At 42.8% G+C, this 24,745-nt stretch carries 22 protein-coding genes and 2 pseudogenes; 18 read left to right on the top strand and 6 right to left on the bottom strand.

Annotated elements, in window-relative coordinates; translation table 11 throughout:
• The first annotated feature begins 6 nt into the window (after positions 1-6).
• The 5 genes from ACK1LH_RS16015 (at position 7) to ACK1LH_RS15995 (ending at position 4,847) form a co-directional block, all read left to right on the top strand.
• A complete protein-coding gene (locus tag ACK1LH_RS16015; RefSeq protein WP_411333582.1) occupies positions 7-1,158 on the top strand; it encodes a YhfX family PLP-dependent enzyme in 1,152 nt (383 codons plus the stop codon).
• Positions 1,159-1,161: 3 nt separating this feature from the next.
• Positions 1,162-2,358 carry a phosphopentomutase gene (locus ACK1LH_RS16010; RefSeq protein WP_411333581.1) on the top strand — a complete coding sequence of 399 codons (1,197 nt, stop codon included), beginning with the start codon at positions 1,162-1,164 and terminating at the stop codon, positions 2,356-2,358.
• Between the two features lie 15 nt (positions 2,359-2,373).
• The gene (locus tag ACK1LH_RS16005) at positions 2,374-3,654 is read left to right on the top strand and encodes a serine hydrolase (RefSeq protein WP_411333580.1); all 1,281 of its coding nucleotides are present in this window, start codon (positions 2,374-2,376) and stop codon (positions 3,652-3,654) included.
• Positions 3,655-3,730: 76 nt separating this feature from the next.
• A complete protein-coding gene (locus tag ACK1LH_RS16000) occupies positions 3,731-4,537 on the top strand; it encodes a histidinol-phosphatase (protein ID WP_411333579.1) in 807 nt (268 codons plus the stop codon).
• Between the two features lie 91 nt (positions 4,538-4,628).
• The gene (locus ACK1LH_RS15995) at positions 4,629-4,847 is read left to right on the top strand and encodes a hypothetical protein (protein ID WP_411333577.1); all 219 of its coding nucleotides are present in this window, start codon (positions 4,629-4,631) and stop codon (positions 4,845-4,847) included.
• Between the two features lie 92 nt (positions 4,848-4,939).
• Here the strand turns inward: ACK1LH_RS15995 and ACK1LH_RS15990 are convergent.
• Positions 4,940-5,147: pseudogene (locus ACK1LH_RS15990) on the bottom strand (MerR family transcriptional regulator); the annotation flags it as partial.
• 53 nt (positions 5,148-5,200) lie between these two features.
• Between ACK1LH_RS15990 and ACK1LH_RS15985 the strand changes: the two are divergent.
• Together ACK1LH_RS15985 and ACK1LH_RS15980 are read left to right on the top strand one after the other, a co-directional pair.
• A pseudogene (locus ACK1LH_RS15985) lies at positions 5,201-5,416 on the top strand (cyclophilin-like fold protein); the annotation flags it as partial.
• 140 nt (positions 5,417-5,556) lie between these two features.
• Positions 5,557-5,754: a DUF6440 family protein gene (locus ACK1LH_RS15980; RefSeq protein WP_411333576.1), complete on the top strand. Its 198-nt coding sequence runs from the start codon at positions 5,557-5,559 to the stop codon at positions 5,752-5,754.
• Between the two features lie 253 nt (positions 5,755-6,007).
• Here ACK1LH_RS15980 and ACK1LH_RS15975 read toward each other — a convergent pair whose 3' ends face one another.
• Entirely contained in the window at positions 6,008-7,375 is a 1,368-nt protein-coding gene (locus ACK1LH_RS15975) for a PLP-dependent aminotransferase family protein (protein ID WP_411333574.1), read from the bottom strand.
• A gap of 139 nt (positions 7,376-7,514) precedes the next feature.
• On the opposite strand from ACK1LH_RS15975, the gene ACK1LH_RS15970 reads away from it, so the two are divergent.
• Entirely contained in the window at positions 7,515-8,441 is a 927-nt protein-coding gene (locus tag ACK1LH_RS15970; protein ID WP_203288410.1) for a DMT family transporter, read from the top strand.
• A 40-nt stretch (positions 8,442-8,481) separates the two neighbouring features.
• Here the strand turns inward: ACK1LH_RS15970 and rpsD are convergent, their stop codons facing one another.
• Entirely contained in the window at positions 8,482-9,084 is a 603-nt protein-coding gene (gene rpsD / locus ACK1LH_RS15965; RefSeq protein WP_029279064.1) for a 30S ribosomal protein S4, read from the bottom strand.
• Between the two features lie 344 nt (positions 9,085-9,428).
• Between rpsD and ACK1LH_RS15960 the strand changes: the two genes are divergently transcribed.
• Complete coding sequence (locus tag ACK1LH_RS15960) at positions 9,429-11,222, top strand: diguanylate cyclase domain-containing protein (RefSeq protein ID WP_411333573.1); 1,794 nt, start codon at positions 9,429-9,431, stop codon at positions 11,220-11,222.
• Positions 11,223-11,313: 91 nt separating this feature from the next.
• The gene (megL, locus tag ACK1LH_RS15955) at positions 11,314-12,498 is read left to right on the top strand and encodes a methionine gamma-lyase (RefSeq protein ID WP_203288407.1); all 1,185 of its coding nucleotides are present in this window, start codon (positions 11,314-11,316) and stop codon (positions 12,496-12,498) included.
• Positions 12,499-12,560: 62 nt separating this feature from the next.
• Here the strand turns inward: megL and ACK1LH_RS15950 are convergent, their stop codons facing one another.
• Positions 12,561-13,040, bottom strand: a complete 480-nt coding sequence (locus ACK1LH_RS15950; RefSeq protein ID WP_029279070.1) for a GAF domain-containing protein — start codon at positions 13,038-13,040, stop codon at positions 12,561-12,563.
• A gap of 129 nt (positions 13,041-13,169) precedes the next feature.
• Here ACK1LH_RS15950 and refZ point away from each other — a divergent pair, with 129 nt between their 5' ends.
• Positions 13,170-13,814 (top strand): forespore capture DNA-binding protein RefZ, encoded by a 645-nt coding sequence (gene refZ, locus ACK1LH_RS15945; protein ID WP_029279072.1) that lies wholly within the window; start codon positions 13,170-13,172, stop codon positions 13,812-13,814.
• A gap of 13 nt (positions 13,815-13,827) precedes the next feature.
• On the opposite strand, the gene hisJ is transcribed toward refZ, so the two are convergent.
• Entirely contained in the window at positions 13,828-14,631 is an 804-nt protein-coding gene (gene hisJ, locus ACK1LH_RS15940; protein WP_029565826.1) for a histidinol-phosphatase HisJ, read from the bottom strand.
• Positions 14,632-14,861: 230 nt separating this feature from the next.
• Between hisJ and ezrA the strand changes: the two genes are divergently transcribed.
• Entirely contained in the window at positions 14,862-16,559 is a 1,698-nt protein-coding gene (gene ezrA / locus ACK1LH_RS15935) for a septation ring formation regulator EzrA (protein ID WP_411333571.1), read from the top strand.
• A 46-nt stretch (positions 16,560-16,605) separates the two neighbouring features.
• Here the strand turns inward: ezrA and brnQ are convergent, their stop codons facing one another.
• Positions 16,606-17,955: a branched-chain amino acid transport system II carrier protein gene (gene brnQ, locus ACK1LH_RS15930; RefSeq protein ID WP_029279077.1), complete on the bottom strand. Its 1,350-nt coding sequence runs from the start codon at positions 17,953-17,955 to the stop codon at positions 16,606-16,608.
• A gap of 242 nt (positions 17,956-18,197) precedes the next feature.
• Between brnQ and ACK1LH_RS15925 the strand changes: the two genes are divergently transcribed.
• The 6 genes from ACK1LH_RS15925 (at position 18,198) to ACK1LH_RS15900 (ending at position 24,458) form a co-directional block, all read left to right on the top strand.
• A complete protein-coding gene (locus ACK1LH_RS15925) occupies positions 18,198-19,337 on the top strand; it encodes a cysteine desulfurase family protein (RefSeq protein ID WP_029565825.1) in 1,140 nt (379 codons plus the stop codon).
• Positions 19,338-19,341: 4 nt separating this feature from the next.
• Entirely contained in the window at positions 19,342-20,541 is a 1,200-nt protein-coding gene (gene thiI, locus ACK1LH_RS15920) for a tRNA uracil 4-sulfurtransferase ThiI (RefSeq protein WP_411333570.1), read from the top strand.
• An 82-nt stretch (positions 20,542-20,623) separates the two neighbouring features.
• On the top strand, positions 20,624-20,824 hold the full coding sequence (locus tag ACK1LH_RS15915) for an alpha/beta-type small acid-soluble spore protein (RefSeq protein WP_029279082.1): 201 nt from the start codon (positions 20,624-20,626) through the stop codon (positions 20,822-20,824).
• A gap of 104 nt (positions 20,825-20,928) precedes the next feature.
• Positions 20,929-21,060 carry a hypothetical protein gene (locus ACK1LH_RS15910; RefSeq protein ID WP_267881643.1) on the top strand — a complete coding sequence of 44 codons (132 nt, stop codon included), beginning with the start codon at positions 20,929-20,931 and terminating at the stop codon, positions 21,058-21,060.
• A 127-nt stretch (positions 21,061-21,187) separates the two neighbouring features.
• Positions 21,188-22,765 carry an acyl-CoA synthetase MbcS gene (gene mbcS, locus ACK1LH_RS15905; protein ID WP_029279084.1) on the top strand — a complete coding sequence of 526 codons (1,578 nt, stop codon included), beginning with the start codon at positions 21,188-21,190 and terminating at the stop codon, positions 22,763-22,765.
• 94 nt (positions 22,766-22,859) lie between these two features.
• Complete coding sequence (locus ACK1LH_RS15900; protein WP_411333569.1) at positions 22,860-24,458, top strand: amidohydrolase; 1,599 nt, start codon at positions 22,860-22,862, stop codon at positions 24,456-24,458.
• Positions 24,459-24,745: the final 287 nt, after the last annotated feature.

Below are 24,745 nucleotides of genomic sequence, written 5' to 3'. Positions count from 1 at the left end.
ACAGCTTTGTTTATAGACGTGCTACGCAAACGAAACCCTGCATTAATAAACGCAGCTGCCATTTTGCATAAAAGTGGCGTTATTCCTCCCAATACCTATGTAATTGATTTAGATTCGGTGGAGAAGAATGTTCGCTCTTTAGCTAAAACGGCTGAAAGTAATAGGCTGCAGCTATATTACATGACCAAGCAGATTGGACGAAGCGGATTTATCGGGAGGATCATTCAGGCAAATGGAATAAAGCAAGCGGTTGCTGTTGATATTGATGAAGCGTTTAATCTTTTTGAAGCCGGCTGCAACATCGGGAACCTGGGACATCTTGTACAGCCTGGACAATATCAATGGGATACGGTTCTTACAAAATTAAAACCTGAAGTAATCACGCTGTTTTCTCTGGAAAAGGCCGTTCAGCTTTCTAAGTCGGCCATTAAGTTTGGTTTGAAACAAGACGTCATTTTAAGAGTGATCAGCAAAGATGATCTTATATTCCCTGGTCAGTACGGAGGATTTTCACTAGAGCAATTAGATTATAGTGTTAGAGAACTAAAAAAGCTTCAGGGGATAAACCTGATTGGACTGACCTGCTTTCCCGTTATGCAGCTGAATAGTGAAAAGGATGGTTTCGAATTCACCAGTAATTTGCAAACGATACTTAAAGCAAGAGATACCCTTTTAAATCAGGGTATTAAAGTGCTTCATTTGAATGCTCCCAGCTCAACAAGTTGTGAAACAATACCTATGTTAAAAAAAGTTGGTATTACACATGGAGAGCCTGGTCATGCGCTGACAGGAACTACTCCGCTTCATGCTTATAATGAGGATCTTCTGGAAATTCCAAGTATTGCGTACTTGTCAGAAATCTCTCATATGGATGAGGAGCATGCCTACACTATTGCCGGCGGCTTTTATGCCCGATCCAACATGTCTAAAGCCTTATTTGGAGAAAGACTTAATAGAGAAGCAATTGCAGAGTATGCTTCACCTGAGAACATTGATTATTACGGCAGCTTAACCAGGAACTCCAATATGAAAGTGGGAGATCCCGTATTATATGCTTTCCGCACACAGATATTTGTTACTAGATCCCATGTCGCATTTATTAAAAATACAGATTCTAAAACTCCTGAACTAGTCCACTTTCAGAGAAGGGGAGTATGAGAAATGGGAAGAGTATCGTTATTTATTCTTGATGGTTTTGGAGTCGGGGCTATGAAAGATTGTGCCAATGTAAAACCTGAGGACATTTATGCAAACACTTATCTTCATTTGAAAGAATCCACTGACTTAAATATTCCCTTTCTTTATAAAATGGGTCTGAACCGGCTGACGCATGGAGAGGGCAGACCGATAGCTGCATACGGAAAAAGCAATCTTGCCCACGCTGGTGCCGACACGTTTATGGGACATCAGGAACTGATGGGGAGTAAGCCTGCTGTCCCTCAGAAAAGGTTCATGAAAGAGGTAGCCAGGGATATAAAATTCTCACTTACAGAAAAGGGATATCTTGTAGAACATCCCTTTTCCAATTCTCCAATTTTATTAGTAAACGGCAGTATTGTAATTGGAGATAATCTGGAGTCAGCACCGGGAAATATTATTAACTTGATTTGTGATTTAAATCAAATTCAGTTTGAGAAAGCATGTGAGGTTGCAAGAGCAGTAAGAAAATGTGTTGATACAAGCAGGGTTATTGTTTTTGGGAATGAAAAAACGTCTGTTAAGAAGATATTAGCAGCAGCACGAAAACTTCCCACAGGCCAGTTTGGAATAGACAGCCCGAATGCTGAAGTTTACGGAGAAGGCTATCAGGTAATGCATCTTGGTTATGGTGTAGATTACAGCAGGCAATTTGCACACATAGCGGAAATGGAAGGCTATCCCGTTTACCGTATCGGTAAAACCGCAGATGTCATACAAGCAAAGGGGTTCAGTAACCCTGCTGTGGAAACTGCCAGTGTTTTAAAATCTTTCCTGGAAAGCTACCGTAATGCTGAAGATAACGCCATTTTTCTTGTTAATGTTCAGGAAACGGATCTTGCTGGACATAAACAGGACAGTGACTGGTATCGCTCAGTACTTGAGGAATCAGATGCATTTCTTGAGGAATTCTGTTCATTGCTTGAGAATGATGACCTATTAATTGTTACAGCAGATCATGGGAACGATCCGACGATCGGTCATTCTAATCATACAAGAGAACAAACTCCGATCTTTGTAATAGGGAATAACGTAAAGCCTGTCTCAATAGGAGAAAGAGAAACAATGGCTGATATTGCAGCTACAATGGCAGAATATATGAATCTTCCATCTCCTGAATACGGAAAAAGTTTTTTAAAGGAGATACTCATCACAATTTAACGAGGGGGAATGAAAATGAAGAAGTATGTAGTCTATTTGCTTATATGTCTTCTATTTTTCGCAGTAGCGCAAACAGATGTTTCTGCAAATGAATATAGGTCTGAAAAACTTATGTATGGAACTCCTTTAAAACAAAAAATGGATCCAAAGGTTCTCGGCGAGATTGATCGTGCGGTATATCGGGCAATTGAAGACGGCATTACGCCGGGGGCTGTTGTTCTCGTTGCCAGAAACGGAAGGATAGTAAAAGAAAAGGCATACGGGTATTCTCAAAAATATGATATGGGAAATCTTTTGGAACATCCTCATAAAATGAAGAAAAATACGATTTTTGATTTAGCCTCCGTTACGAAAGTAATGGGAACCACTCAGGGAATTATGAAACTTAATTTTGAGGGAAAGCTTGACCTGTCAGACCCTGTTAAGAAATATATTCCACAGTTTGCTCAAAAGGGCAAAGGACATGTTACCATAGCAGATTTATTAACACATACTTCAGGATTAACCCCATGGTACCCTACTTACCTCTATGCAAGAAACTCAAATGATGTGCTCGAATATATAAACGGACTAGAACTTGAATATGAAACTGGAACACAAAGGAAATATAGTGATTTTAGCTTTTTAACACTTGGTTTTATTATTGAAAAGATAACAAATCAATCGTTAGATTATTATTTAGAAAAACAAATCTACAAGCCTCTTAAAATGAAAGATACGATGTTTACACCAGATGGAAACTTAAGAAATAGAATTGCGGCTACGTCTTGGGGAAATCCATACGAGTATAAGATGATTGATGACCCGAATTTCGGGTACTTTGTAGCAGAAGATCCAGACATATTTCCTTACTGGAGAAACTACACACTTATCGGAGAAGTGAATGACGGGAACAGTTTTTATGCGAACGGCGGTGTTGCCGGACACGCCGGGTTGTTTTCTACTGCAAAGGATTTAGCGGTACTTGGACAAGTCATGTTGAATGGCGGAGCATATGGAAAAACAAAAATTTACGATAAGGAAACAGTTGAAACGTTCACTACCGATCAGATGTTTGGTCAAGGTTACGGCTTTGAGAAAGCAAAAAGCTGGTATATGGGGGACCATTATTCAGAGAAAGCCTTCGGTCACACTGGTTTTACAGGAACACAGATGATCATTGATCCGCAGTACGATCTTCAAATCATTATCCTGACCAATAAACAAAATAACGGCCAACTTTTAAATGGAAATTACCCGAGTACAGGTCCGCTTTCAAAAGAAATAGCCAACATCGTTTATTCTTCTATCTATTAATGATCAGCCATCCTTAAAAGGGGTGGCTTTTTGGCTGAGTGAAAAATTGGTAAACTAATAAAAGGAGGTGTATTAATTGAAATTTGACTACCATACGCATCATAAAAGGTGCGGTCATGCAGAGGGATCAATCAGGGACTACATTCAGTCAGCTATAACAAAGGGATTCAATATGATAGGAATCTCAGACCATTCACCGTATTTCTACAGTGAAGAAGATCACCTTTTTCCGCATATCTCGATGGCAAATAGTCATTTTCCAGCCTATGTAGAAGAGATTCTTGAATTGAAAAATGAATTTAAAGGACAAATCGAAGTACTTTTAGGTGTAGAATCTGATTTTTTTCCCGAACACATTGAGTTATATAAACGGCAATATGAGAAATACCCATTTGACTATATTATTGGTTCTGTTCACCATGTTGATGGACGAAATATCTTTGAAAAAAACCGCTGGGAGGGACTTTCAATTAAGGAGAAGATACAAACGAAAAATAACTATTATGAATTAATTCAACAGTCTGCCCGAAGCGGTGTTTTTCAAATTCTGGGCCACATTGATGCTATGAAAGGATATTATCCGGAATTTTCTCTCATTCAGACGAACGCCATTGATCAAACATTATCTATTTTATCGCAGTTTGAAATCGCAATTGAAGTAAATACTTCTGGGAAAAATAAATATTGCGGCGGATGGTACCCGGCCGATGAAATTCTGGAAAGAGCGCTGTTTCATGGTGTCAAAGTAACATTCGGATCAGATGCCCATTCAGCAGACCGCGTTGGTGATGAATTTGATGAAGTTCAAAAGCGGTTAAAAGAAATCGGATATAAAGAGTGGGCTATCTTTAAAAAAAGAAAGCGATTCATCGTATCTTTTTAGTTCCAAAATTCACACTCCAAATTCTCACCCAAAAAGTTGTAAACGAACATGTGTTTGCATATAATATAGGGAGAGAAAAGGAGCTGACAACATGAACGGATTATTTGAGAGGTCGATAAATCAGAAGCTTCCGATTGAAATTATTTATCTTTCTGAAAAAGGAGCTCTGACCCAGAGAACAATTGCTGTGAGGGAAATGCGCGGCAGCTATGTAAAGGCGTACTGTTTTTCAAAGCAGCAGGTGAGGATCTTTAAGGTGGACAACATTTTATCTGCCGGTGTGAAGGGGAAGAGAGTGAATTATGCATAGTTTTAGAAAAAACGGTTGGCGATTCAAAGAGACAAAGACTGCCTTTGTTCCATCCTATTAAAGATAAAATAAAGGCAGTTTTCAAGTCGTGCTTAGTCGTTTTCTTTATGAATTTTCTCTGTTCCTGCGTCCATCGCAGTCTTGTAATACCAGCATTTATGATGAATGATTTCCATAGTCTTTTTTTTTCAATTCCTCGATTTGAGCCTCTACACTCGCATTGCGTTCGATAAACATTTCATACCTCTGTTGCAGCGTAGAATCTCCCTCAGAACACCAATCTATAAAAGCTTTAGTTTCGGCGTATTAATATGAACGATCATAATCGCAATGAATAATTCTACAATTTTTCAAATGCCCTTCCTGAAGACTCCGAAAGGCCGGGAGAGATTCGGGCAGGAGATATTATGCTGTATGGTGATAACTGTCTAGTGCTGTTCTATGAAAGTTTCTCGAGTACTTATCAGTACACAAGAATGGGATTTATTGAGGACGCATCGCGTTTTGCTCAAGCTGCAGGAGCTGGAGATGTAACTGTTGCTTTCGATCACGCAGAAAACTCGAAGTAACATGCAGAAGAAAAATAGTGGATTGTTACATGCAGGAAAAAAATTCACTGTATAGAATAATGTGGCATACAGTATTGATCTAATCACTAAAGGAGAAAGGAGATTAGGTATTTAAAAGTATTTATAAGGAGTGAAAAATAATGTTCATTAAAAAAGATGATAAACGTTTTGATGAAAAGCTGATCCAAACTTCTCAGCAGGGGAGCCTAATATCTATATGGGTTGACCGTCAAACAGGTGTTAACTATTTATACACATGGAGTGCGCAAGGCTGCACTCTCACACCTTTGTTAGACGAGAATGGTAAGGTAATAGTGGACCAGACAGAAGCCAATTGAAAAGTAATCGTTTTAAGCAACCTCTCATTAAAAAGGATTGCCTTTTACTATCTCTAAAACTTTAGTGTGATTAGCTGCTGCTTGAAAAAAATACAAAGAAGTGTCATTTGCTGCGCGGTACAATCCGGATTTCGGGTGGACTAGTACCTATAACAGCAGACTAAGACCCACTCCGCAATTGTAGAGTGGGTTTAATCATGTAACCATACTGAAGGAAGCCCTCAAAACCCAAAAATCAAGCATGGACTCCTTTTTAGTTGTGAGGGTAAATGGCATGAGGTTTTTTATTGTCAAATGCTGTAATAGCTTCATTTATCTTTTTCACGCCTCGTATTATTTCCTGATCATGCACCTGGGAAATACATAAACGAATGAGATTGTCTTTATTAAATTCTGGGAGAAACATTCTGTGTGTATCATCTAAAAGAACCTTCTGCTCAGAAAGTAATAGGGCGAGTTTTTTTGATGAAATGTTGTTCGGTAAATAGATAGAAAGATAAAATCCTGAATCTGGCTTAGTATAATGGATTCCCTTGGGAAGAAATTGTCCGCAAGATTGTTTCAACAGGTTCATCCTATGAAAATATACTTCTTTTATTTTCTTTAAATGACTGCGGTACATTCCGCTTTTTAAATAAATGTCGAGGGCGCCTTGGGAAAGGACAGGGCTGTTAAAGTCAGCACTAAATTTATAGCGCAAAAAATTTCCAACTAAATTGCCGGGCAGTATAACGCTTCCAATCCTCAGGCCTGGCAGAAAAATTTTAGAAAAACTTTGAATATAAATGACTCTTCCAGAAGGATCGAAAGCGAAAAACGGGTCCGCTTTTTTATTTCGTTCCAATTCACCCAGGAAATCATCCTCAACAATATAAACATCGTATTTATTTGCAAGCTCCACAATTTTTTTCTTCTCATCATTCGTATAAGAGTGTCCGAGGGGATTATGAAATCTCGGGATAACATAAAAAAACTTTATATCGTTGTTTTTAAAGTGATATTCAATTTGTTCTAAATCAATTTCAGTCATGGATAGTTCAATGCCAAAGGCTTTAGCCTGATTTACTTTGAGCGTTTCAATCATACCGAAATACGTTGGCTGTTCAATCAGAATATTTTTTTTGCCATTAGGAAATGGCAGGGCAGTCAGCAAATGTATGGCTTGCTGTGAACCTGAAACGATAACTACACGTTCAACAAATGTAAAAACCTGATTATATTGAAAGTTGTTTACAAGTTCTTTACGCAGCGCAAGCAGGCCTTGTTGATCTGAATATGTAAAAATCTCTTCCTTGTATGTTTCTATTGCCTGATTGATGCAATGCTGAAATTCCTTGTAGGGCAAAAGCTGTTTATCTGGGCCAGCGGATAAGAAATCTATTGTACCAGGTTGATTGTCTGGCAGTTTTGGTTCGTTTACTAGGTAATAGCCGCTTTGGGGGATTGCGTATATCAAGTGTTCTTTTTCTAGTTCATTGAATGCTTTTATGACCGTATTTTTACTGCAGTTATATTCCTCAGACAGTCTTCTGATAGAAGGAAGTTTACTGCCGGCAGGTAAATTTCTTTTTTTAAGTTCACCCTTAATATCTTCTGCGAGTTTAAGATATTTTAGATTCAATCTCGTTCCGCCCTCCTTAAAAACAACTGTACCCTGACAGATGCGGCAAACAGCAATGGTATCCGTTATCTGTTTCTAATAGTATGTGATTATATCTGAATTGTCCTCATTTTTCTGGATAATTTAAGGAGGAGACAAAATGGAGCAAGAAAAAATGGGGTTACTGTTGGGGTTAACGGGTGTCATCTGCTTTAGTTTAACTCTGCCCGCTACAGGTATAGCAGTTGAATATTTCAGCACAACGATTGTGGGATTAGGAAGAACAATCATTGCATCCATATTGGCGGGAGTAATACTGCTCGTCCGAAAGGAAAAAGCACCTGACCTTAAGCAGCTGAAAGGTATTTTCATTGTTGCAGCAGGAGCTGTGTTAGGCTTTCCTTTACTGACTACATGGGTAATGAAGACCCTCCCGGTTTCGCACGGAGCAGTGGAATTGGCATTACTGCCATTGGCAACAGCGGGTTTCGCCCTGTTTAGAGCAGGAGAGAGTCCTTCTCTGAGGTTTTGGATTGCAAGTTTCATTGGTTCGGGAGCGGTCATTGCATATGCGATGTATTTGGGTCTGGGAAAACTTCAATTAGAGGATGCAGGACTCTTAGCAGCCATTCTTATTTTGGGACTGAGTTATGCTGAAGGAGGAAAGCTGTCAAAGGAAATGGGGAGCTGGCAAGTTATTGCCTGGGCTATTGTAATAGGTGCGCCTTTTTTCCTGATTCCTGTAGCGATGGAGATGTCTGTGGAAATGCTGCGTGTTCCATGGCAGGCTTGGGTCAGTTTGCTCTATTTGGGAGTTGTAAGCCAGTTTTTGGCCTATGTTGCCTGGTATGGCGGGATGGCAGCAGGGGGGATTGCACGAATCAGCCAGCTGCAATATTTACAGCCGTTTTTGATGATAGGGTTTGCTGCTCTCTTTTTGGGCGAATCTATCACAACGGTGACAGTATTAACAGCATTTATAGTAGTCATTTCTGTCTTCTTTGGAAGAAAGGCAGCTGTATCAAAAACGTCTGATCGTGCAAGCATGACTGAATTTGCAGAGAAGATAAAACAAAAAACCCCCTGACATGTTGTAAAAACAACATGATAAGGGGGTTCGAAACAGATTAACGAGAGTAGAACTCAACGATAAGAGCTTCGTTAATTTCAGCAGGCATTTCAGAGCGCTCTGGAAGACGAGTGAAAGTACCTTCTAATTTGTCAGCATCGAAAGTTAGGAAATCAGGAACGAAGTTGTTTACTTCGATTGATTCTTTAACGATGTCAAGGTTGCGAGATTTTTCGCGAAGTGTGATTGTTTGACCTGGCTTCACTTGGAATGATGGAATGTCTACGCGGCTTCCATCAACCATGATGTGGCCATGGTTAACAACTTGGCGTGCCTGGCGGCGAGTGCGAGCTAGGCCTAAACGATAAACAACGTTGTCAAGACGTGATTCAAGAAGAATCATGAAGTTTTCACCGTGTTTACCAGTCATTTTAGCAGCTTTGTCAAATGTGTTGCGGAATTGACGCTCGTTCACACCGAACATGTGGCGAAGCTTTTGTTTTTCTTGAAGCTGTAAGCCGTACTCAGAAAGTTTTTTACGCTGAGTCGGGCCGTGCTGACCTGGTGCGAATGGACGCTTTTCTAATTCTTTACCTGTTCCGCTTAATGAAATTCCCAGACGACGGGAAAGTTTCCAACTTGGACCTGTATAACGAGACATAGATGTCTCCTCCTTACATGTTTTTATTTGGCATAAAATAAAAACAGACTGACCCTGACTGAGTGCACATTTTGTTTTCATATATCCTCGCTCCAGCAGCAGAGAGTTACACGATACACCTCGTCACAGAGGAACAAAATGAAATCACAGCAGTGGTATCAATAGGCTGCGAATATTTATTTTACACAACGACCATTATATAATTTTGATATTGGAAAGTCAACAATCTATCAGAAAAGACGATAATACAAATAGAGGAAAAAACACATTCGGTTAATAAATTGGAAAAAAATATATGTTACAATGAAGGAACGAAAGCTGATTCGGACATACGGGGGATTTTTGTGACAAGTCATTCTGAATACATACTACTATCCATTAAAAGTTCTTTTTTTGATTATATCAGCAGTCAGGCACGTCCGTACAGCAGACATGCAGCGGAATATGCTGTCAGCTGCCTCCAATCATATTTAAGTGCAGAGTATGTTTCTTTTTTTAAGCGCAAAGAGGATCAGTACCTGTTGATTGCTGCAAGTTCGCATTCCTACCACACGGTGCCCTTCAGACAGAAGCGCTCGTTGATCGAGCGGACAGAGTCAAGGGTCGACCTTATGCTTTCTGAGGGATTTCTGCTTTCTGTAACCGAGAAGGAACACGTCTTTGATGAAGATTTTTATAGACTTCTAATTAAAGAATGCAGTCTTTTTCTTGCACACTTTCAGCGCCTTCAGAAGAAAACGGATATGGAAAAAAACTATCAGGAGCTCTATGCGCTTACTAAAAGGCTTCATGCGACTATGAATAAGGATGAAGTGTTAAATCAATTGATTTTATCTCTTCAGAAAATGTTTCCTGACTATCTTTTTTATTTATTTTTATCACACGACAGTGACAGCAGCCATCAGCTGCCCGTGAAAGAGTTTGATTACGAAGGGACAGGCAGCGAGAGCGCGATGGAAGCCTATTTGACCGGAGAGATTAAATGGGATGCCTCTGAGTCTTCAAACCAGGTTGTTTTGTATGCGCCGCTTAAAGGGAACCAGGGCATTTACGGTGTAGTCGAGGTTACTCAGCAGAACCGGTCTGAACTGGACGAGGATGAAACGGTGATGACCGCTTCACTTGCTGAAGCTGCCGGTCATGCTCTTGAAAATGCCAAGCTCTACGAACAGTCGAAAAAACTTGTTTCCGATTTGCAGCTCATCAATGAGACATCGCACAAACTCAACAAAAATTTAAGGCTCATTGATACGATGACCTTTATGTCTGACCGGATGATCCGTTCTTTTTCTGCTGATGAGACGGGCTTTTTCTATACAAGCAGCGAAGGGACGAGGATGCTTCCAGGCAGTACGTCGTTTTTTCATACGGCAGAAGCTTCTTTTTATCTGGAAATTGCAGAGCGCAGAGTAAGGCAGGAACTTGAAGGAGTATTCATTGGAGACTTAAAGGTGAAAGATGCCGCTTTTTCTTCCTTGATTGCCATTCCGATGGTTCAAAGGGATGAATTGAAGGGTTTCGCTGTTATTCTGCATAGGAATCCGTATGCTTTCACGTTTGAAATGTTTAAATTGATGCAGTCCCTTATTCACCATTCAACGCTTGCATTAATGAACTCCATGCTGAGAGAAGAACTTGAACTGCTGGTCATTACAGACCATCTTACAAAACTGTATTCCCGAAATTATCTGGATGATTCGGTTCAGCACTCTCTTAAAACGGACAGCCAGGGAGTATTTATCTTGATGGATATTGATGATTTTAAAACCGTTAATGATACGCACGGGCATCAGACAGGGGATGACATTTTGATTCAGGTGGCAGGCATCATTATGAACAGCATCACAGAAAGTGACGTTGGAGCCAGATGGGGCGGTGAGGAGCTTGCCGTTTACTTGCCGCAGGCTGACCCGCGTTACGGTATCGAACTTGCGAACCGCATAGTTGATTCTGTACAGAATGAGACTTTTCCATCTGTTACGATTTCGTGCGGCGTTGCCCACTGGACGGCAGAGGAGCCTGAATCTCTGAAAAGAATGATAAGAAGAGCAGATCAGGCGCTTTACAAAGCAAAAGAAAACGGAAAGAACTGCGCAGTCTTTTATGAAGAATCAGAGGTCATGCACGAGACCTCCTGACTCTTCTTTTTTTACGAAAATAAGAAAGCGCTTTCAAAATTAGTTGATTTGTCATATGATATGGAAGGCAGCAGCTTAAGGGGGAAAAGACATGGGGAAGGAATATCAATTTGAAACAAAGGTGATTCACAGTCAGGAAAAGATGAAAGATCCATATAACAGTCTGGCTCCGCCGCTTTATCAAACGGCCACTTTTGTCTTTGACAAGGCGGAAAGTGGAGAGCGGAGGTTTTCGGGAGAGGAAGAAGGACACATCTATTCAAGACTCGGCAATCCGACGGTTCAGCTGGCTGAACAAAAGATTGCATCTCTTGAAGGGGCAGAAGCAGCACTTGCTTTTGGATCAGGCATGGGGGCGGTCTCTGCCGTCATGATGTCAATGGTGAGAACAGGTTCTCACATTCTTTGCTCAAAAGGGATCTACGGCTGTACGTTTGGCCTTTTGAACATGCTAAAAGAAAAATTTGGCGTGACTTATTCGTTTTCTGAGCTTTCTTCTAAAGAAGAGATTGAAAAAGAGATCAGACCGGAAACTGCCTTTATTTATATTGAAACACCAATTAATCCAACGATGCAGATCATCAGTCTTCAAACCGTTGCAGAAGCTGCTAAAGCTCATGGGCTTCGCGTCGTGGTGGACAATACGTTCTGCTCGCCGTACCTTCAGCAGCCGCTTTCTCACGGCTGTGATATCGTTCTTCACAGCGCCACTAAATACATCAGCGGTCATGGAGATGTGATCGGCGGATTTGCTGCAGGGGATAAAGAGTACATTCAAAAGCTTGCCATGACTGAAAGGAAAGATATCGGGGCCATTATGTCTCCGTTTGATGCATGGCTTTTGCTTAGAGGGCTGAAGACTCTCCCAGTCAGAATGGACCGGCATTGTGAGAGTGCTGCTGAAATTGCCGGGAGACTGCTGATGCATCCTGCAGTCGGGCAGGTTGTGTATCCATTTATCGGTGACTCTGAGGAAACGCGCATTGCCAGGAAGCAAATGAAAAAAGGCGGCGGATTGATTTCGTTCACGTTAAAAGAAGAGAGCAAATTGGAGGTCCAGCGGTTTATGAACGCGCTGAATCTTATTAAAATCGCTGTAAGTCTGGGTGATGCGGAGAGTCTGATTCAGCACCCTGCCACTATGACCCATTCGGTTATACCGGAAGCAGAAAGGCATGAGATGGGCATCAGCGACAATCTTGTGAGGCTGTCTGTCGGCCTTGAAAATGTGGAAGACATCTGGAATGATCTGAACCAGGCTTTGGATGCTTTATAAAGTTGAAATGCCCGAGAGGCTATGAAGCTCTCGGGCATTTTGTCGTCATTTAAGTTGAAAACTTACAGAAAATCAACAAGCGTTTCCGTGAACTTCTCCAGATACTTTTGGTCAAGCTCGCTGAATCTGTCTTTAATCGGACTGTCAATATCAAGGACGCCGATTAACTCCCCGTCCTTCACCATCGGGACGACGATTTCAGACTGAGATGCGGCATCACAGGCAATGTGTCCCGGAAAAGCGTGGACATCCGCCACTCTCTCTGTTTTGCGGTTTTGTGCAGCGGTACCGCACACGCCTCTTCCGACAGGTATTCTTACACATGCCGGCAGTCCCTGAAACGGGCCGAGAACAAGCTCGCTGTCTTTGTAAAGGTAAAAACCGACCCAATTGATTTCCGTAAGAAACTGGTTTAAAAGAGCCGACGCATTGGCCAGATTGGCGATCGCATCTTTTTCTCCATCGAGCAAAGCCTTCAGCTGCTTAATGAGCATTTCGTAATTTTCTTCTTGTTTCCCGCTGTATTTTTCGACATGAAACACGATATTTCCCCACCTTTGTGTATTTTTCACGCGTATTAGAGCGCGCGGACAAACTTTGTCGATAAAAGAATAGAGGATATCTTCCTATTTTCTTGAATGTACAAAGTAATGATGAAAGGGGTGAGATTTATGCCAGTGCAGCCGAACGCCTCCAATCAAACGAAAGAAAAGATCATCGATGCAGCTGTAGCACTGTTCAACACACAGGGCTTTAACGGCACATCCGTAAGGGAAATTGCCAAAAAAGCGAATGTCAATGTTGCTCACATCTCCTATTACTTTAATGGAAAGGGCGGCCTTCTGGAATACTTGGTTTCAAAGTATTATGAAGGATACCTTTCAGTCATTGAAACAGGCTATCTCCGCCTGAGCCGAGAAACACCAAAAAACTGCCTGCTTCTCTTGATTGGGGATATTCTAAACTATCAGCATGAAAACCGTCAACTTGCACGATTTGTTCTGAGAGAAGTAACCCTCGATTCAATGTTGATCAGAGAAGTGATGACAACGTATCTCACAAAAGAAAAGTACTTTTTTAAAGCCATTCTTGAAGAGGGCATCCGCTCCGGACAGTTCCGGAAAGCACCGATGGCCCACATTCTTGTGCAGCTGAAGAGCCTTCTGAACATGCCGTACCTTCAGCCGCAATATATGAGCGAAGTGCTCTATATTCAAACCCATGAATCCTATTTTGTGAAACAGTATTTTCACGAAATTGAAATCTGGATTGACCATCTTTTATGCGATCCTTCAAAGAAGGAAGCAATCGTGTAAGGATTCCGGCCAATCAGACCAGGGCCTCCTCATAATGAAAATAGTGTGCTCCAACATCCTTTGCACTATGGGCATCAGACCCGTATATGAGAGGGATGTTTTGTTTTTTTGCCTCCTTGATCATCCATCCGTCAAGATAGATCCCGCCGCAAAGTTCTTTTCTGAGTCCTGCTGTATTAAAATCGAGCTCCATCTCGTTCTTTTTAACAGCAGAAAGAAGGGACAGCTGCATGTCTTTTAGGTCAAACTCAGCAGGAAATGCTTTCTGGAATTTTTTTATAAGCGTCAGATGTCCCAGCCTGCCCGGCTTATAAGGACCAAGCTCTGATTTAACTGCAGCAATCAGGGTCTCGTAGTAAAGTTCATGCAGCTTCTTTACGCCGCCGGCCGATTCGGCCATTTTTAAAAAGGTATCACTGTCAAAATCAAGGCATTGATATTCGCTGCCGGGCTTCAGAAAATGAACAGACAAAATCCCGTCATCCATGAACGGGCCATAGTCGTTTAGAAAACTTTCTGTCCCCTTTTCATACCCGCGGATGTAATCCACTTCAAAGCCGAGGTTGATTTTTATATGTCCGGAATAGGTCTTTTTTACAGAAGTGACCCGGGTAATGTAATCCTCCAATTCAGAATGGCTCATAGCACTGTCGCTCCCCGGAACAGGATCTGCAAACCCTTCCGGAAGAGGGGCATGCTCTGTAAAAGTCAGTTCCTCAAACCCTTCACTCAAAGCCCTTTCAACATACATTTCAAGGCTGTCATCAGAGCCGTGCGGGCAAAATGGCGTATGTACATGTCCGTCTTTTTTTCTCATGCAGAAAATCCCCTCTCAAGTACCGCGAAATATGGCGATAAATTGTGCAAAAAAATTTAAAATACCGGTCAAAAATTGTCGTTTACATGGTATCATAAATACAATGAAAAAACATTTAACCGTACAATGATCAGATTACATATGAAAATTCGACAATCGTTACTTACATTCATATAAATATATTATACCTTGTTATGACGATTTGCTGGAACACAACGAGGGGGCTCACTATGGAAGTCGTTATTGGACTTATTGTCATTTTGCTGGTTTTATTTGGAGTCGGCTACGCAATCAGAAGAAATATCTACAAAGAAGTAGACCGGCTGGAAGCCTTGAAAATCGAGATCATGAACCGGTCGATTGCAGATGAGCTTTCGAAGGTCAAAGATCTAAAGATGACAGGACAGGCGGAAGAATTATTTGAGCGGTGGAGAAAAGAGTGGGACGAAATCCTGACAGCCCAGCTTCCGGAAGTAGAGGAGCTCCTGTTTGATGCAGAGGATTACGCGGACAAGTACCGCTTTACTAAATCGAAAAAAGTGCTTGAACATATCGAGAAAACGCTTAAGCTTGTGGATGAATCAATTGAAATCATCATCTCTGAGATCAATGAACTGATTACGAGTGAAGAGAAAAACAGCACAGAAATCGAAGAGGTAAGAACACAAGTCAAAAAAGCGAAGAAGACGCTTCTGGCTCACAGCCATACCTTCGGAAAGTCGCATGCAGCGCTTGAGATCAAGCTTGCAGAGATCACTGAGGCGCTTAAGCAGTTTGAAGCGGAAACAGAAGAAGGGAATTACCTTGCAGCCCGTGAAATCCTTCTGGGGCAAAAGGACGAGATCCATATTCTGCTTGAGAAAATTGATGAAATTCCAAAGCTGCTCGCAGAATGTCAGACTGTCATTCCGAATCAGCTTTCAGAGCTGTCAGACGGCTATCAGGAAATGCTTGAGAACGGATTCCACCTGAAACATATCCAGCTTGAGACAGAGCTTGAAAAAATGAACAAACAGCTAGAGGCGTATATGGCCCTTCTTGCTCAAGGCGAGACACTGGAAGTAAAAGAAAATATAGAAGAGATGCAGGAAGCGATTGATACTTTTTACGACTTGCTTGAAAAAGAAGTACTCGCCCATCATTTCGTCCAGACGGCTGCTGTAAAAATAGATGAGCAGCTGGCAGATCTTCTTAAAAAGCGCCAGGAAACAGAAGAAGAAGCGGAACTTGTCAAAGAAAGCTACCAGATTTCAGAAGTTGACCTTGACCGCCGCCGAAAAATTGAAAAACAGATTTCAGCGCTGTGCAAACAGTTTTCTCTTATCCAGAACAAGCTTCAGTCCGAACAGCTGGCCCATTCCATTTTGAAGGAGGAGCTCGAGCAGCTCCAAAGTCAAATTGAAGAAGTGCGTGCAGAGCACCAGGAATTCAGTGAAATGCTCCTTGCATTAAGGAAAGAAGAAAGAGAAGCAAGGGCAGCTCTTGTTGAAGGAAGAAAACAGCTTTATGAAGCAAGCCGGAAGATTCAAAAAAGCAACGTACCGGGACTGCCGCCGAATCTTGCAGAACTTTTGAAAGAGGCGAAGCGTTCGCTTGGAGACGCTGGCCGAAAGCTTGAAGAAATCCCGCTTAACATGATTGAAGTGAATCGAATTCTTGAAGAAGCGACTGCCCATATTGAAATTTTTTCAAGACAGTCAGACGAGATGATCGAACAAGTCTACCTGACAGAGAAAGTCATTCAGTACGGCAACAAGTACCGGAGAAGAAATGGTACGCTCGCTGAACAGCTGAAAGAAGCGGAAGATCACTTCCGCAATTATGAATATACAAAATCGCTTGATAAAGCAGCTGCAGCCTTGGAACAGGTTGAGCCGGGCTCGCTCTCAAAGCTTCAAAGCATGCTGGAAGAGCAGACGTCCAAATAAAAAATCCCGCACCTTCAACGGTGCGGGATTTTTTATGTCTGTTCAACTATTTTCTCTGGCTGTCTGGTGAAGCAGATGCCGTTCTGAATGAGGAATAGATGTATCCCAGAAGGCCGCCGACAGCAGCAGGGACGATAAAGCCAATTCCATATTCAAACAGTGGAACATTTCCTTTCATCCAGGCGTCCAGTCCTGCAGGAAGAAGCCCTCCCGCTTTCAGGCCGTCAGCAACGCTTATCACAAATGTAAACAGCAGGCTTCCAAGATAAACTTCGTTTGCTCCTTTGAAATAGGAGTGGAAGAAAGATAAAGCAATCAGCACAATGGCAAGAGGATATAACGCCACAAGAACAGGTACAGAAAACGAAATCAGCTTTGTTAATCCGGCGTTTGCCACTGTCATACTGAACAGACAAATGATGAAGGTAATCGTTTTATAAGACAGACTTGGGAAAATTTTCGAAAAATAATTGCCGCAGGAAGATACGAGTCCGATACTTGTTGTCAGGCATGCAAACAGGATGGCGGTTCCAAGCACTGCATTTCCAAACGTGCCGAATAAGTAATGGACAGATTCAGATAAAATAGCTCCGCCGTTATCAAGATAACCAATCTTCGAGACGCTTGTAGCGCCGAGATAGGCCAATGATACATATACAAGCACGAGTCCGCCGGCAGCAATCAGGCCTGAATTTAAGCAGATTTTTGCTATTTGAGATCTGTCTGTAACTCCTTTATCTTTAACCGCATTGATGACGACAATTCCAAAGACCAGTGCCGCAAGTGTGTCCATCGTCAAGTAGCCTTCAAGAAACCCTTTGAAAAACGCGCCGTTCTCGTACTCTTTCGTTGGACTCTCAAACGTTCCAAGCGGAGTAACCAGCATTTTCACTGTGATCAGGGCAAGTACTATAAGCAGGACCGGCGTAAGCAGCTTGCCGATTGTATCAACAAGCTTTGTAGGGTTCAAAGACAGCCAGTACGTCACAGCGAAAAAGACCAGCGTGAAAAGGAACAGGATCCAGCCATCGCCGCTTGATGACTCCGGCAAATATGGAATCACCCCAATTTCAAATGTGACCGTTGCCGTTCTCGGAATCGCAAAAATCGGGCCGATCGCAAGATAGAGTACAAAAGGAAAGAAGAATCCAAACAGAGGATGGACTCTGCCTGCAAGGGACTGAATATCACTTCCGGACAGCCCGATGGCAATGACTCCAAGAAGCGGAAGTCCAACGCCTGTAATAAGGAAGCCGATAATCGCCGTCCACATGTGATCTCCTGAGAGCTGCCCCAGTGCCGGAGGGAAAATAAGGTTCCCTGCGCCAAAAAACAATGCAAACAGCATCAGTCCTATAACAAATGTTTCTTTTATGGTTAACGATTTATTCGACATCAAAAAATCCCCCTGAGATATACGTACTAACAATGTATCCGTTTACATCCTATCACATCCGCCAAAAAATTTGTCGAAAAATGTGACTAAATCAATTTTTATTATATTCTAAAAATTAAATCTGTCAAATGTTCTTTCAAAGATTTCTTATTTCATCAAACTGTGTTATTATGATTGTTTGTTTCGTGCAAACTATAAAGATTGAGGAAATCATCCTCGTTTGTACACAGGAGGAGCAGGAAATGATTTACCTGGACAATAGCGCTACAACAAAACCATACGATGAAGTATTGCACGCTTTCTCACAAGTTGCAACCCGGTTTTTTGCCAATCCTTCCTCCCTGCACAGCCTCGGAGCTGAAGCGGAAAAGGTCCTCACTCAGGCAAGAAGGCAGACAGCCGCGCTTTTAGGTGCCGAAGAAAGCGAAGTCATTTTTACTTCCGGCGGCACGGAAGGGAACAATCTGGCAGTTAAAGGGTCAGCTCTTGCGAGAAAACATCACGGAAAACATATCATCACAAGTAAGATCGAGCATCCCTCGGTCCTTGAAAGCATCAAGCAGCTAAAGGAACACTTTGACTTTGACGTTACATACCTGCAGCCGGATGAATACGGGATGATCACAATAGAAAAAGTAGAAGAAGCCATTAGACCTGACACGATCCTGGTGTCAATCATGCATATAAACAATGAGGTTGGGACCATCCAGCCTATAGAACAAATAGGGGAAATGCTTGCGTCATATCCAAAAATCGCATTTCATGTGGATGCTGTCCAGGGAGCAGGAAAAGTTCCATTGCCGCTTAAGCATATTGATTTGTGCACGATTTCAGGCCATAAATTCCATGGTTTGAAAGGATGCGGTGCCCTTTATATGAAAAAAGGGGTTAAACTGCTGCCGATGCTCTCTGGAGGCGAACAGGAAATGCAGGCACGCTCCGGAACGGAAAGTGCTGCTCTTGCGGCTTCGATGGCAAAAGCACTAAGAATGTCGACTGAACGGTACAAATCGAACCGGGAAAAGATGAACAGGCAAAAACACTTCTTATTAAACGGGCTGGCAAATATGGATACAGTTCAGATCAACACGCCTGCAGGGCAGTCGGCCGGCCATATCATCAACTTTTCCGTGCCGGGTACAGAGGCGGAAGTTCTATTGCGGATGCTTGAACAGGAAGAGATTTATGTCTCTACCACCTCTGCCTGCTCTTCAAAACGAAAGCGCAGCAGCACAGTGCTGCTTGCGATGGGAAAAAGCGGGTCAGTTGCTTCAAGCTCCATCAGGGTCAGCCTTTCGTACGACACAGAAGATAAGGACCTGGAGCGGTTTTTAGCCGTTTTAGAAGCATCTGTAAAAAAACTAGTGAAACTTGCGAGGTAGTTTTATGAAGTATGAGCACATTATGGTAAGGTACGGGGAAATTACCACTAAAGGAAAAAACAGAAGATGGTTCGTAAACTGTCTGAAGCAAAACCTCAAATCGGTGCTGTCTGATTATCCTGCATTGGGGTACTGGGGCAACCGCGACCGGCTTTATATCAACTTGAACGGGGAGAATCACGAGGAGATTCTCGAGAAGCTCCCGCTCGTATTCGGCATTCACTCCTTCAGTCTTGTATTGAAGACGAAAAGAGAACTGGAAGAAATCAAAAATGGTGCTCTCGCTTTAATAGAAGGTCAATATAAGTCAGGAGACAGCTTTAAAGTCTCCGCAAAAAGAGCGGATAAAACATTCCCTTTGCTGACAAATGAAATAAATTATGAAGTGGGCAGCCATATTTTGAAGAATACTGACGGACTGACTGTAGATGTGCACAGTCCGGATATTGATGTAAGGGTTGAGGTTCGCGAAGAAGCGGCATATCTGTCTTCAAGAGATTACGAAGGCGTCGGGGGATTGCCGGCAGGTGCGAGCGGTAAAGCCGTTTTGATGCTTTCAGGAGGAATTGACAGTCCTGTAGCCGGCTATTTTGCGATGAAAAGAGGAATAGAGCTTGAAGCTGTCCACTTTTTCAGCCCGCCGTACACAAGTGAGCGGGCAAAGCAAAAGGTGATTGAACTTGCCCGCAGACTGACTGTTTTCGGGGGCAGGATCAGACTGCATATCGTTCCATTTACCGAGATACAGGAAGCGATTCAAAAGCAGGTTCCTGAAAGCTATGTCATGACATCCACGCGCAGGATGATGCTTCAAATAGCCGATAAGATACGTGAGAAGCATGACGCGCTTGCGATTGTGACAGGAGAGAGTCTCGGGCAGGTCGCAAGCCAGACGCTTGAAAGCATGTTTGCCATTAACGACGTGACGAGCACGCCTATCATCAGACCGCTGATTGCCTCTGACAAAAAAGATATCATCTCTCTTGCAAAGCAGATCGGCACGCATGATACATCCATTTTGCCGTATGAGGACTGCTGCACCATTTTTACGCCTCCATCACCGGCAACGAAGCCAAAGCTTGAGAAAGCGCAGCGTTTTGAAAGCTTTCTTGATTTTGAGCCGATGATTTTAAAAGCTGTTGAACGAACTGAGTTAGTGGAATTGTCTGCTGCTTCTGAAGAGGAATTCGATGAGCTCTTTTAAAAACTGTGAACAATTACCAAATTAAGTTTGTATGAAGCCATGTGTTTTTACACAATCTATACTCACAAGGAGGTGAAAACACATGGCAAACAACAGCTCAAACCAACTAGTAGTACCAGGCGCACAACAAGCGATCGACCAAATGAAATACGAAATCGCTTCTGAGTTCGGAGTGAACTTAGGACCTGAAACAACTGCTCGTGCTAACGGTTCTGTTGGCGGTGAGATCACTAAACGTCTAGTATCTTACGCTCAACAAAACATGGGTGGATTTTCAAAATAACCTGAACTAAATAGATATGGCTACGAAGGGTGGGGATCATACCCCGCTCTTTTCTTTGCCCTTTTTTGCTCAATGAGCAATTCATATAGAGGAGGCTGCTAATCATGACAAAAAACAACCGCACTGAGTTTTCTGAGGGACCGGAACAGGATCAAAAGCTTCAAAAGTCAAGAAAGCAAGGCAGAAAACGAAGAAACGAACCAAAAAATGCAGTAGAATCAAATGAACAGAGCTAAGACAGGACACGGATTCCATCCGTGTCTTTTTTCATTTTATTAAGAAGACAAAGTTATTTTGTAATAATATTCAAAAATGTTAAATTATTATGTATAATCGAATAGAAAGTACAAGGAGGGGTCACTTATGCTGAGAGATGAACTAATTGCGCCAGAAATCTACAATTTGGTAGAAGAAGTTGAAAAACACGCAAAAGATGCAAACCGGGTAGCCCTTAAATGGGAAAATGAGCAGGGAGAAAAACAGGAACTTACATATGGACAGCTTCTTGATAGAGCGAACAGAATTGGAAGCGCTTTACTTAGTAAGGGTCTTACACAGGGAGATAAAATCCTTGTCATTATTCCGAGGTTTCCGGAAGCATATGCGGTTTACTTGGGAGCCCTTAAAGCAGGCTTTGTTGTCATACCAAGCTCAGAAATGCTGCGTACCAAGGATCTTCAATACCGAGTGACCCACGGAGATGTGAAAGCCATCATTTCCTACATAGATTTTACTGCAGAATGCAGCGGGATTAAGGAATATGACGGCCTGCACAAGTTTGCAGCCGGCGGAAAAGCAGAAGGCTGGTACAGCCTTGAAGAAGAGGCTGCCGGGCAATCAGGCGATCTCAAGGTGGCAGAAACAAAGAGGGACAGCCACGCTTTCTTGTCCTACACATCGGGAACAACGGGCAATCCAAAAGGCGTCGTTCATACGCACGGCTGGGCATTTGCCCATCTTAAAACCGCTGCAAGCAACTGGCTGAGTATTGAAGAGAATGATGTTGTCTGGGCAACGGCGGGGCCTGGCTGGCAAAAATGGATCTGGAGCCCGTTCTTATCGGTTCTTGGATCGGGGGCAACGGGACTTGTGTACAACGGACGCTTTGAACCTAAGAAGTACCTTCAGCTGCTTCAGGATTATAAAGTAAACGTACTTTGCTGTACACCTACAGAGTACCGCCTGATGGCCAAAGTGGACAATCTGAAGGATTATTCACTTCCTGAGCTCCACAGCGCCGTTTCAGCAGGAGAACCGCTCAACCGGGAAGTGATTGATACGTTCAGAAACTACTTCGGCATAGAAGTCAGAGACGGATATGGCCAGACAGAAAACACACTTCTTGTCGGCGTCATGAAGGGAATGCAGCTGAAACCCGGCTCTATGGGCATGCCGACGCCAGGCAACAAAGTGGAAATCATCAATGAGGACGGAGACATCTGTGCGGCCGGAGAAGTCGGCGACATCGCCGTGCATGTCGATACTCCCGCTCTTTTCAAAGAATACTACAAAGATGCCGAGCGGACTGCCATGCAGTTTAGAGGGGACTACTATATTACAGGTGACCGCGCCAGAAAAGATGAAGACGGCTACTTCTGGTTTGAAGGCAGAAGAGACGATATCATCATCAGCTCCGGCTATACAATCGGACCGTTTGAAGTCGAAGATGCGCTCGTCAAGCATCCTTTCGTCAAGGAATGCGCGGTTGTCGCAAGTCCGGATGAGCTTCGCGGAAGCATCGTAAAAGCATTTGTCGTGCTTCAGGAGGAAGTGGATGCTTCCTCACCGGATCTGATTCCTGCTCTTCAGGATCACGTAAAAGAACTGACTGCACCTTATAAATATCCGAGGAAGATTGAATTTGTCGAGGAACTGCCAAAAACGACGTCAGGCAAAATCAGACGGATTGAGCTCAGACAGCGAGAGCTTGCAGAAGCTTAAAATTTATGAAAACCAGACAGGAGCTCTCTGTCTGGTTTTTCCATGCTCTGAATGATACCATAGATTCAAATGAAAGAGCTGGAGGAATGAGAACGTGGGCACGCTTTGGTTCGGCGGAAAAATTTATACTTTAATAGAAGAAAGAGATACAGTTGAAGCGGTCTATACCGAAAAAGGCTACATTAAAGATACGGGGGATCTGGAAAAACTCCGGTCTTTGTATCCCGGGGCCAAAGAAATGAATTTAGGCGGACATACGATGCTGCCGGGATTTACAGACAGTCATATGCATGTGATTGGCCATGGCGAAAAGCTGATGCACCTTGATTTTTCAGAAATGGCTTCTTCAGAGAAAGTGCTCGAAAGCTTGCGTGAGCGTGCAAAGACGATCCAGCACGGTGAGTGGATTATCGGAGAAGGGTTTAATGAAAACCAATTTCCTGACCGCAAAATTCTCCACAGGAGAGAGCTTGATGACATTTCGAATGTTCATCCCATCTTAATTAAACGTATTTGCCATCATGCTGTTATTGTGAATACAAAAGCTATGGAGCTGGCAGGTATTTCTTCAGAAACTCCTGACCCGGAAGGCGGCTTGATTGTCCGGGATGAAAATGGCGATCCGACAGGCTATATGCATGATGGGGCCCAGGAGCTTGTTTTTCAGGCACAACCGCAGGTTTCAAAGGAGTATTTACATAAAGCATTGCTGAAATCGATTGAAGACTGCCATAAAAAAGGTCTTGTTGGAGGACATACCGAAGATCTGTCATATTACGGCAGCCTGGAAAATGTTCTTGGCGCATTTGACTCCGTGATTAATGGAGAAAAGAAAACGTTTAGAGCGCATCTTCTTGTTCATCATCATATAACAGATGAATTTCAGCAAAAAGAGCGGGATTTGGGGCCGTTTATCGAATTTGGCGCAATGAAGCTGTTCGCCGATGGTGCACTTGGGGGAAGAACGGCTCTCTTAAGCGAACCTTATGAAGATGATCCCGGAACAAATGGCGTCAGCATCCATTCAGAAGAAGGGCTTAACAGCCTGATTCAAAAAGCCAGAGGATATGGCATGGAGGTTGCCATTCACACGATTGGCGACCTTGCATTTGAAAAAGCACTGGATGCCATTGAGGCGAATCCGCCCCTTCAAAAGCATCAGCACGACCGGCTGATTCACGCTCAGATTCTGAACGCGGAACTGATTGAACGTGTAAAAAAACTCCCGGTTATTCTCGACATTCAGCCGAGATTTTCATCAAGTGACTTTCCATGGGTGATGGACCGCATCGGACGGGATAAAATAAAGTACTGCTACGCCTGGAAAACACTAATAAATGAAGGCGTGAATTGTGCAGGCGGATCAGATGCGCCGATTGAACCGATTGCTCCCCTCCTTGGCATCTACTCGGCTGTAAAAAGAGAGAGCATTTACGACGGGCAGGTCTATCTTCCGGAAGAGAGGTTGTCGGTATATGAAGCGGTAGAGTTATACACAAAAGGGAGCGCATATGCCGTGCATCATGAACATGAATACGGCTGCATCGCAAAAGGATACACCGCAGACTTCACCGTCCTGAGCAGGGATATCTTTGAAGAAGATGCCCTGCTTGAGACCGAAGTTGTTATGACGGTTGTTGATGATAGGGTAGTGTATGAGAAGAAGTCAATGAACGATTGCAAGATCATATAACAAGAAAAACGCCTGGCTTCCCGGGCGTTTTTTCATTGATGCTTTGCAGTTCAATCGCTTTATTAATTGGAAAAGGTTGCTATTCTCTCTCCGTTTGAAAAGACACCTGATGAAAAAAAGAGAAAAGTGAGCAGTAAAAAAGGGGTCCATTTCCATTCAATCTTCTTCCGGCAATACATGTTTGTCAATATGACTGTTGGAAAGTAAACCAAACCTGCCGCAGCGGTAATGAATAGAAAAGGAACCAATAATCCTTTTTCTAATGTTGGATCTAATGGATAGCCCAG

The organism is Metabacillus indicus (genome assembly GCF_046603695.1).
Taxonomy (GTDB): domain Bacteria; phylum Bacillota; class Bacilli; order Bacillales; family Bacillaceae; genus Bacillus_P; species Bacillus_P indicus.
The sequence above is the reverse complement of the archived record's forward strand: the minus strand, read 5'-3'. Positions and strand labels throughout refer to the sequence as shown.

Coding starts and splice junctions, on each gene's coding strand:
- ACK1LH_RS16010 (WP_411333581.1), top strand. CDS start 1,162: ATGGGAAGAGTATCGTTATTTATTCTTGATGGTTTTGGAGTCGGGGCT.
- ACK1LH_RS16005 (WP_411333580.1), top strand. CDS start 2,374: ATGAAGAAGTATGTAGTCTATTTGCTTATATGTCTTCTATTTTTCGCA.
- ACK1LH_RS15995 (WP_411333577.1), top strand. CDS start 4,629: ATGAACGGATTATTTGAGAGGTCGATAAATCAGAAGCTTCCGATTGAA.
- ACK1LH_RS15980 (WP_411333576.1), top strand. CDS start 5,557: ATGTTCATTAAAAAAGATGATAAACGTTTTGATGAAAAGCTGATCCAA.
- ACK1LH_RS15970 (WP_203288410.1), top strand. CDS start 7,515: ATGGAGCAAGAAAAAATGGGGTTACTGTTGGGGTTAACGGGTGTCATC.
- rpsD (WP_029279064.1), bottom strand. CDS start 9,084: ATGTCTCGTTATACAGGTCCAAGTTGGAAACTTTCCCGTCGTCTGGGA.
- megL (WP_203288407.1), top strand. CDS start 11,314: ATGGGGAAGGAATATCAATTTGAAACAAAGGTGATTCACAGTCAGGAA.
- refZ (WP_029279072.1), top strand. CDS start 13,170: ATGCCAGTGCAGCCGAACGCCTCCAATCAAACGAAAGAAAAGATCATC.
- hisJ (WP_029565826.1), bottom strand. CDS start 14,631: ATGAGAAAAAAAGACGGACATGTACATACGCCATTTTGCCCGCACGGC.
- ezrA (WP_411333571.1), top strand. CDS start 14,862: ATGGAAGTCGTTATTGGACTTATTGTCATTTTGCTGGTTTTATTTGGA.
- brnQ (WP_029279077.1), bottom strand. CDS start 17,955: ATGTCGAATAAATCGTTAACCATAAAAGAAACATTTGTTATAGGACTG.
- ACK1LH_RS15925 (WP_029565825.1), top strand. CDS start 18,198: ATGATTTACCTGGACAATAGCGCTACAACAAAACCATACGATGAAGTA.
- thiI (WP_411333570.1), top strand. CDS start 19,342: ATGAAGTATGAGCACATTATGGTAAGGTACGGGGAAATTACCACTAAA.
- ACK1LH_RS15915 (WP_029279082.1), top strand. CDS start 20,624: ATGGCAAACAACAGCTCAAACCAACTAGTAGTACCAGGCGCACAACAA.
- ACK1LH_RS15910 (WP_267881643.1), top strand. CDS start 20,929: ATGACAAAAAACAACCGCACTGAGTTTTCTGAGGGACCGGAACAGGAT.
- mbcS (WP_029279084.1), top strand. CDS start 21,188: ATGCTGAGAGATGAACTAATTGCGCCAGAAATCTACAATTTGGTAGAA.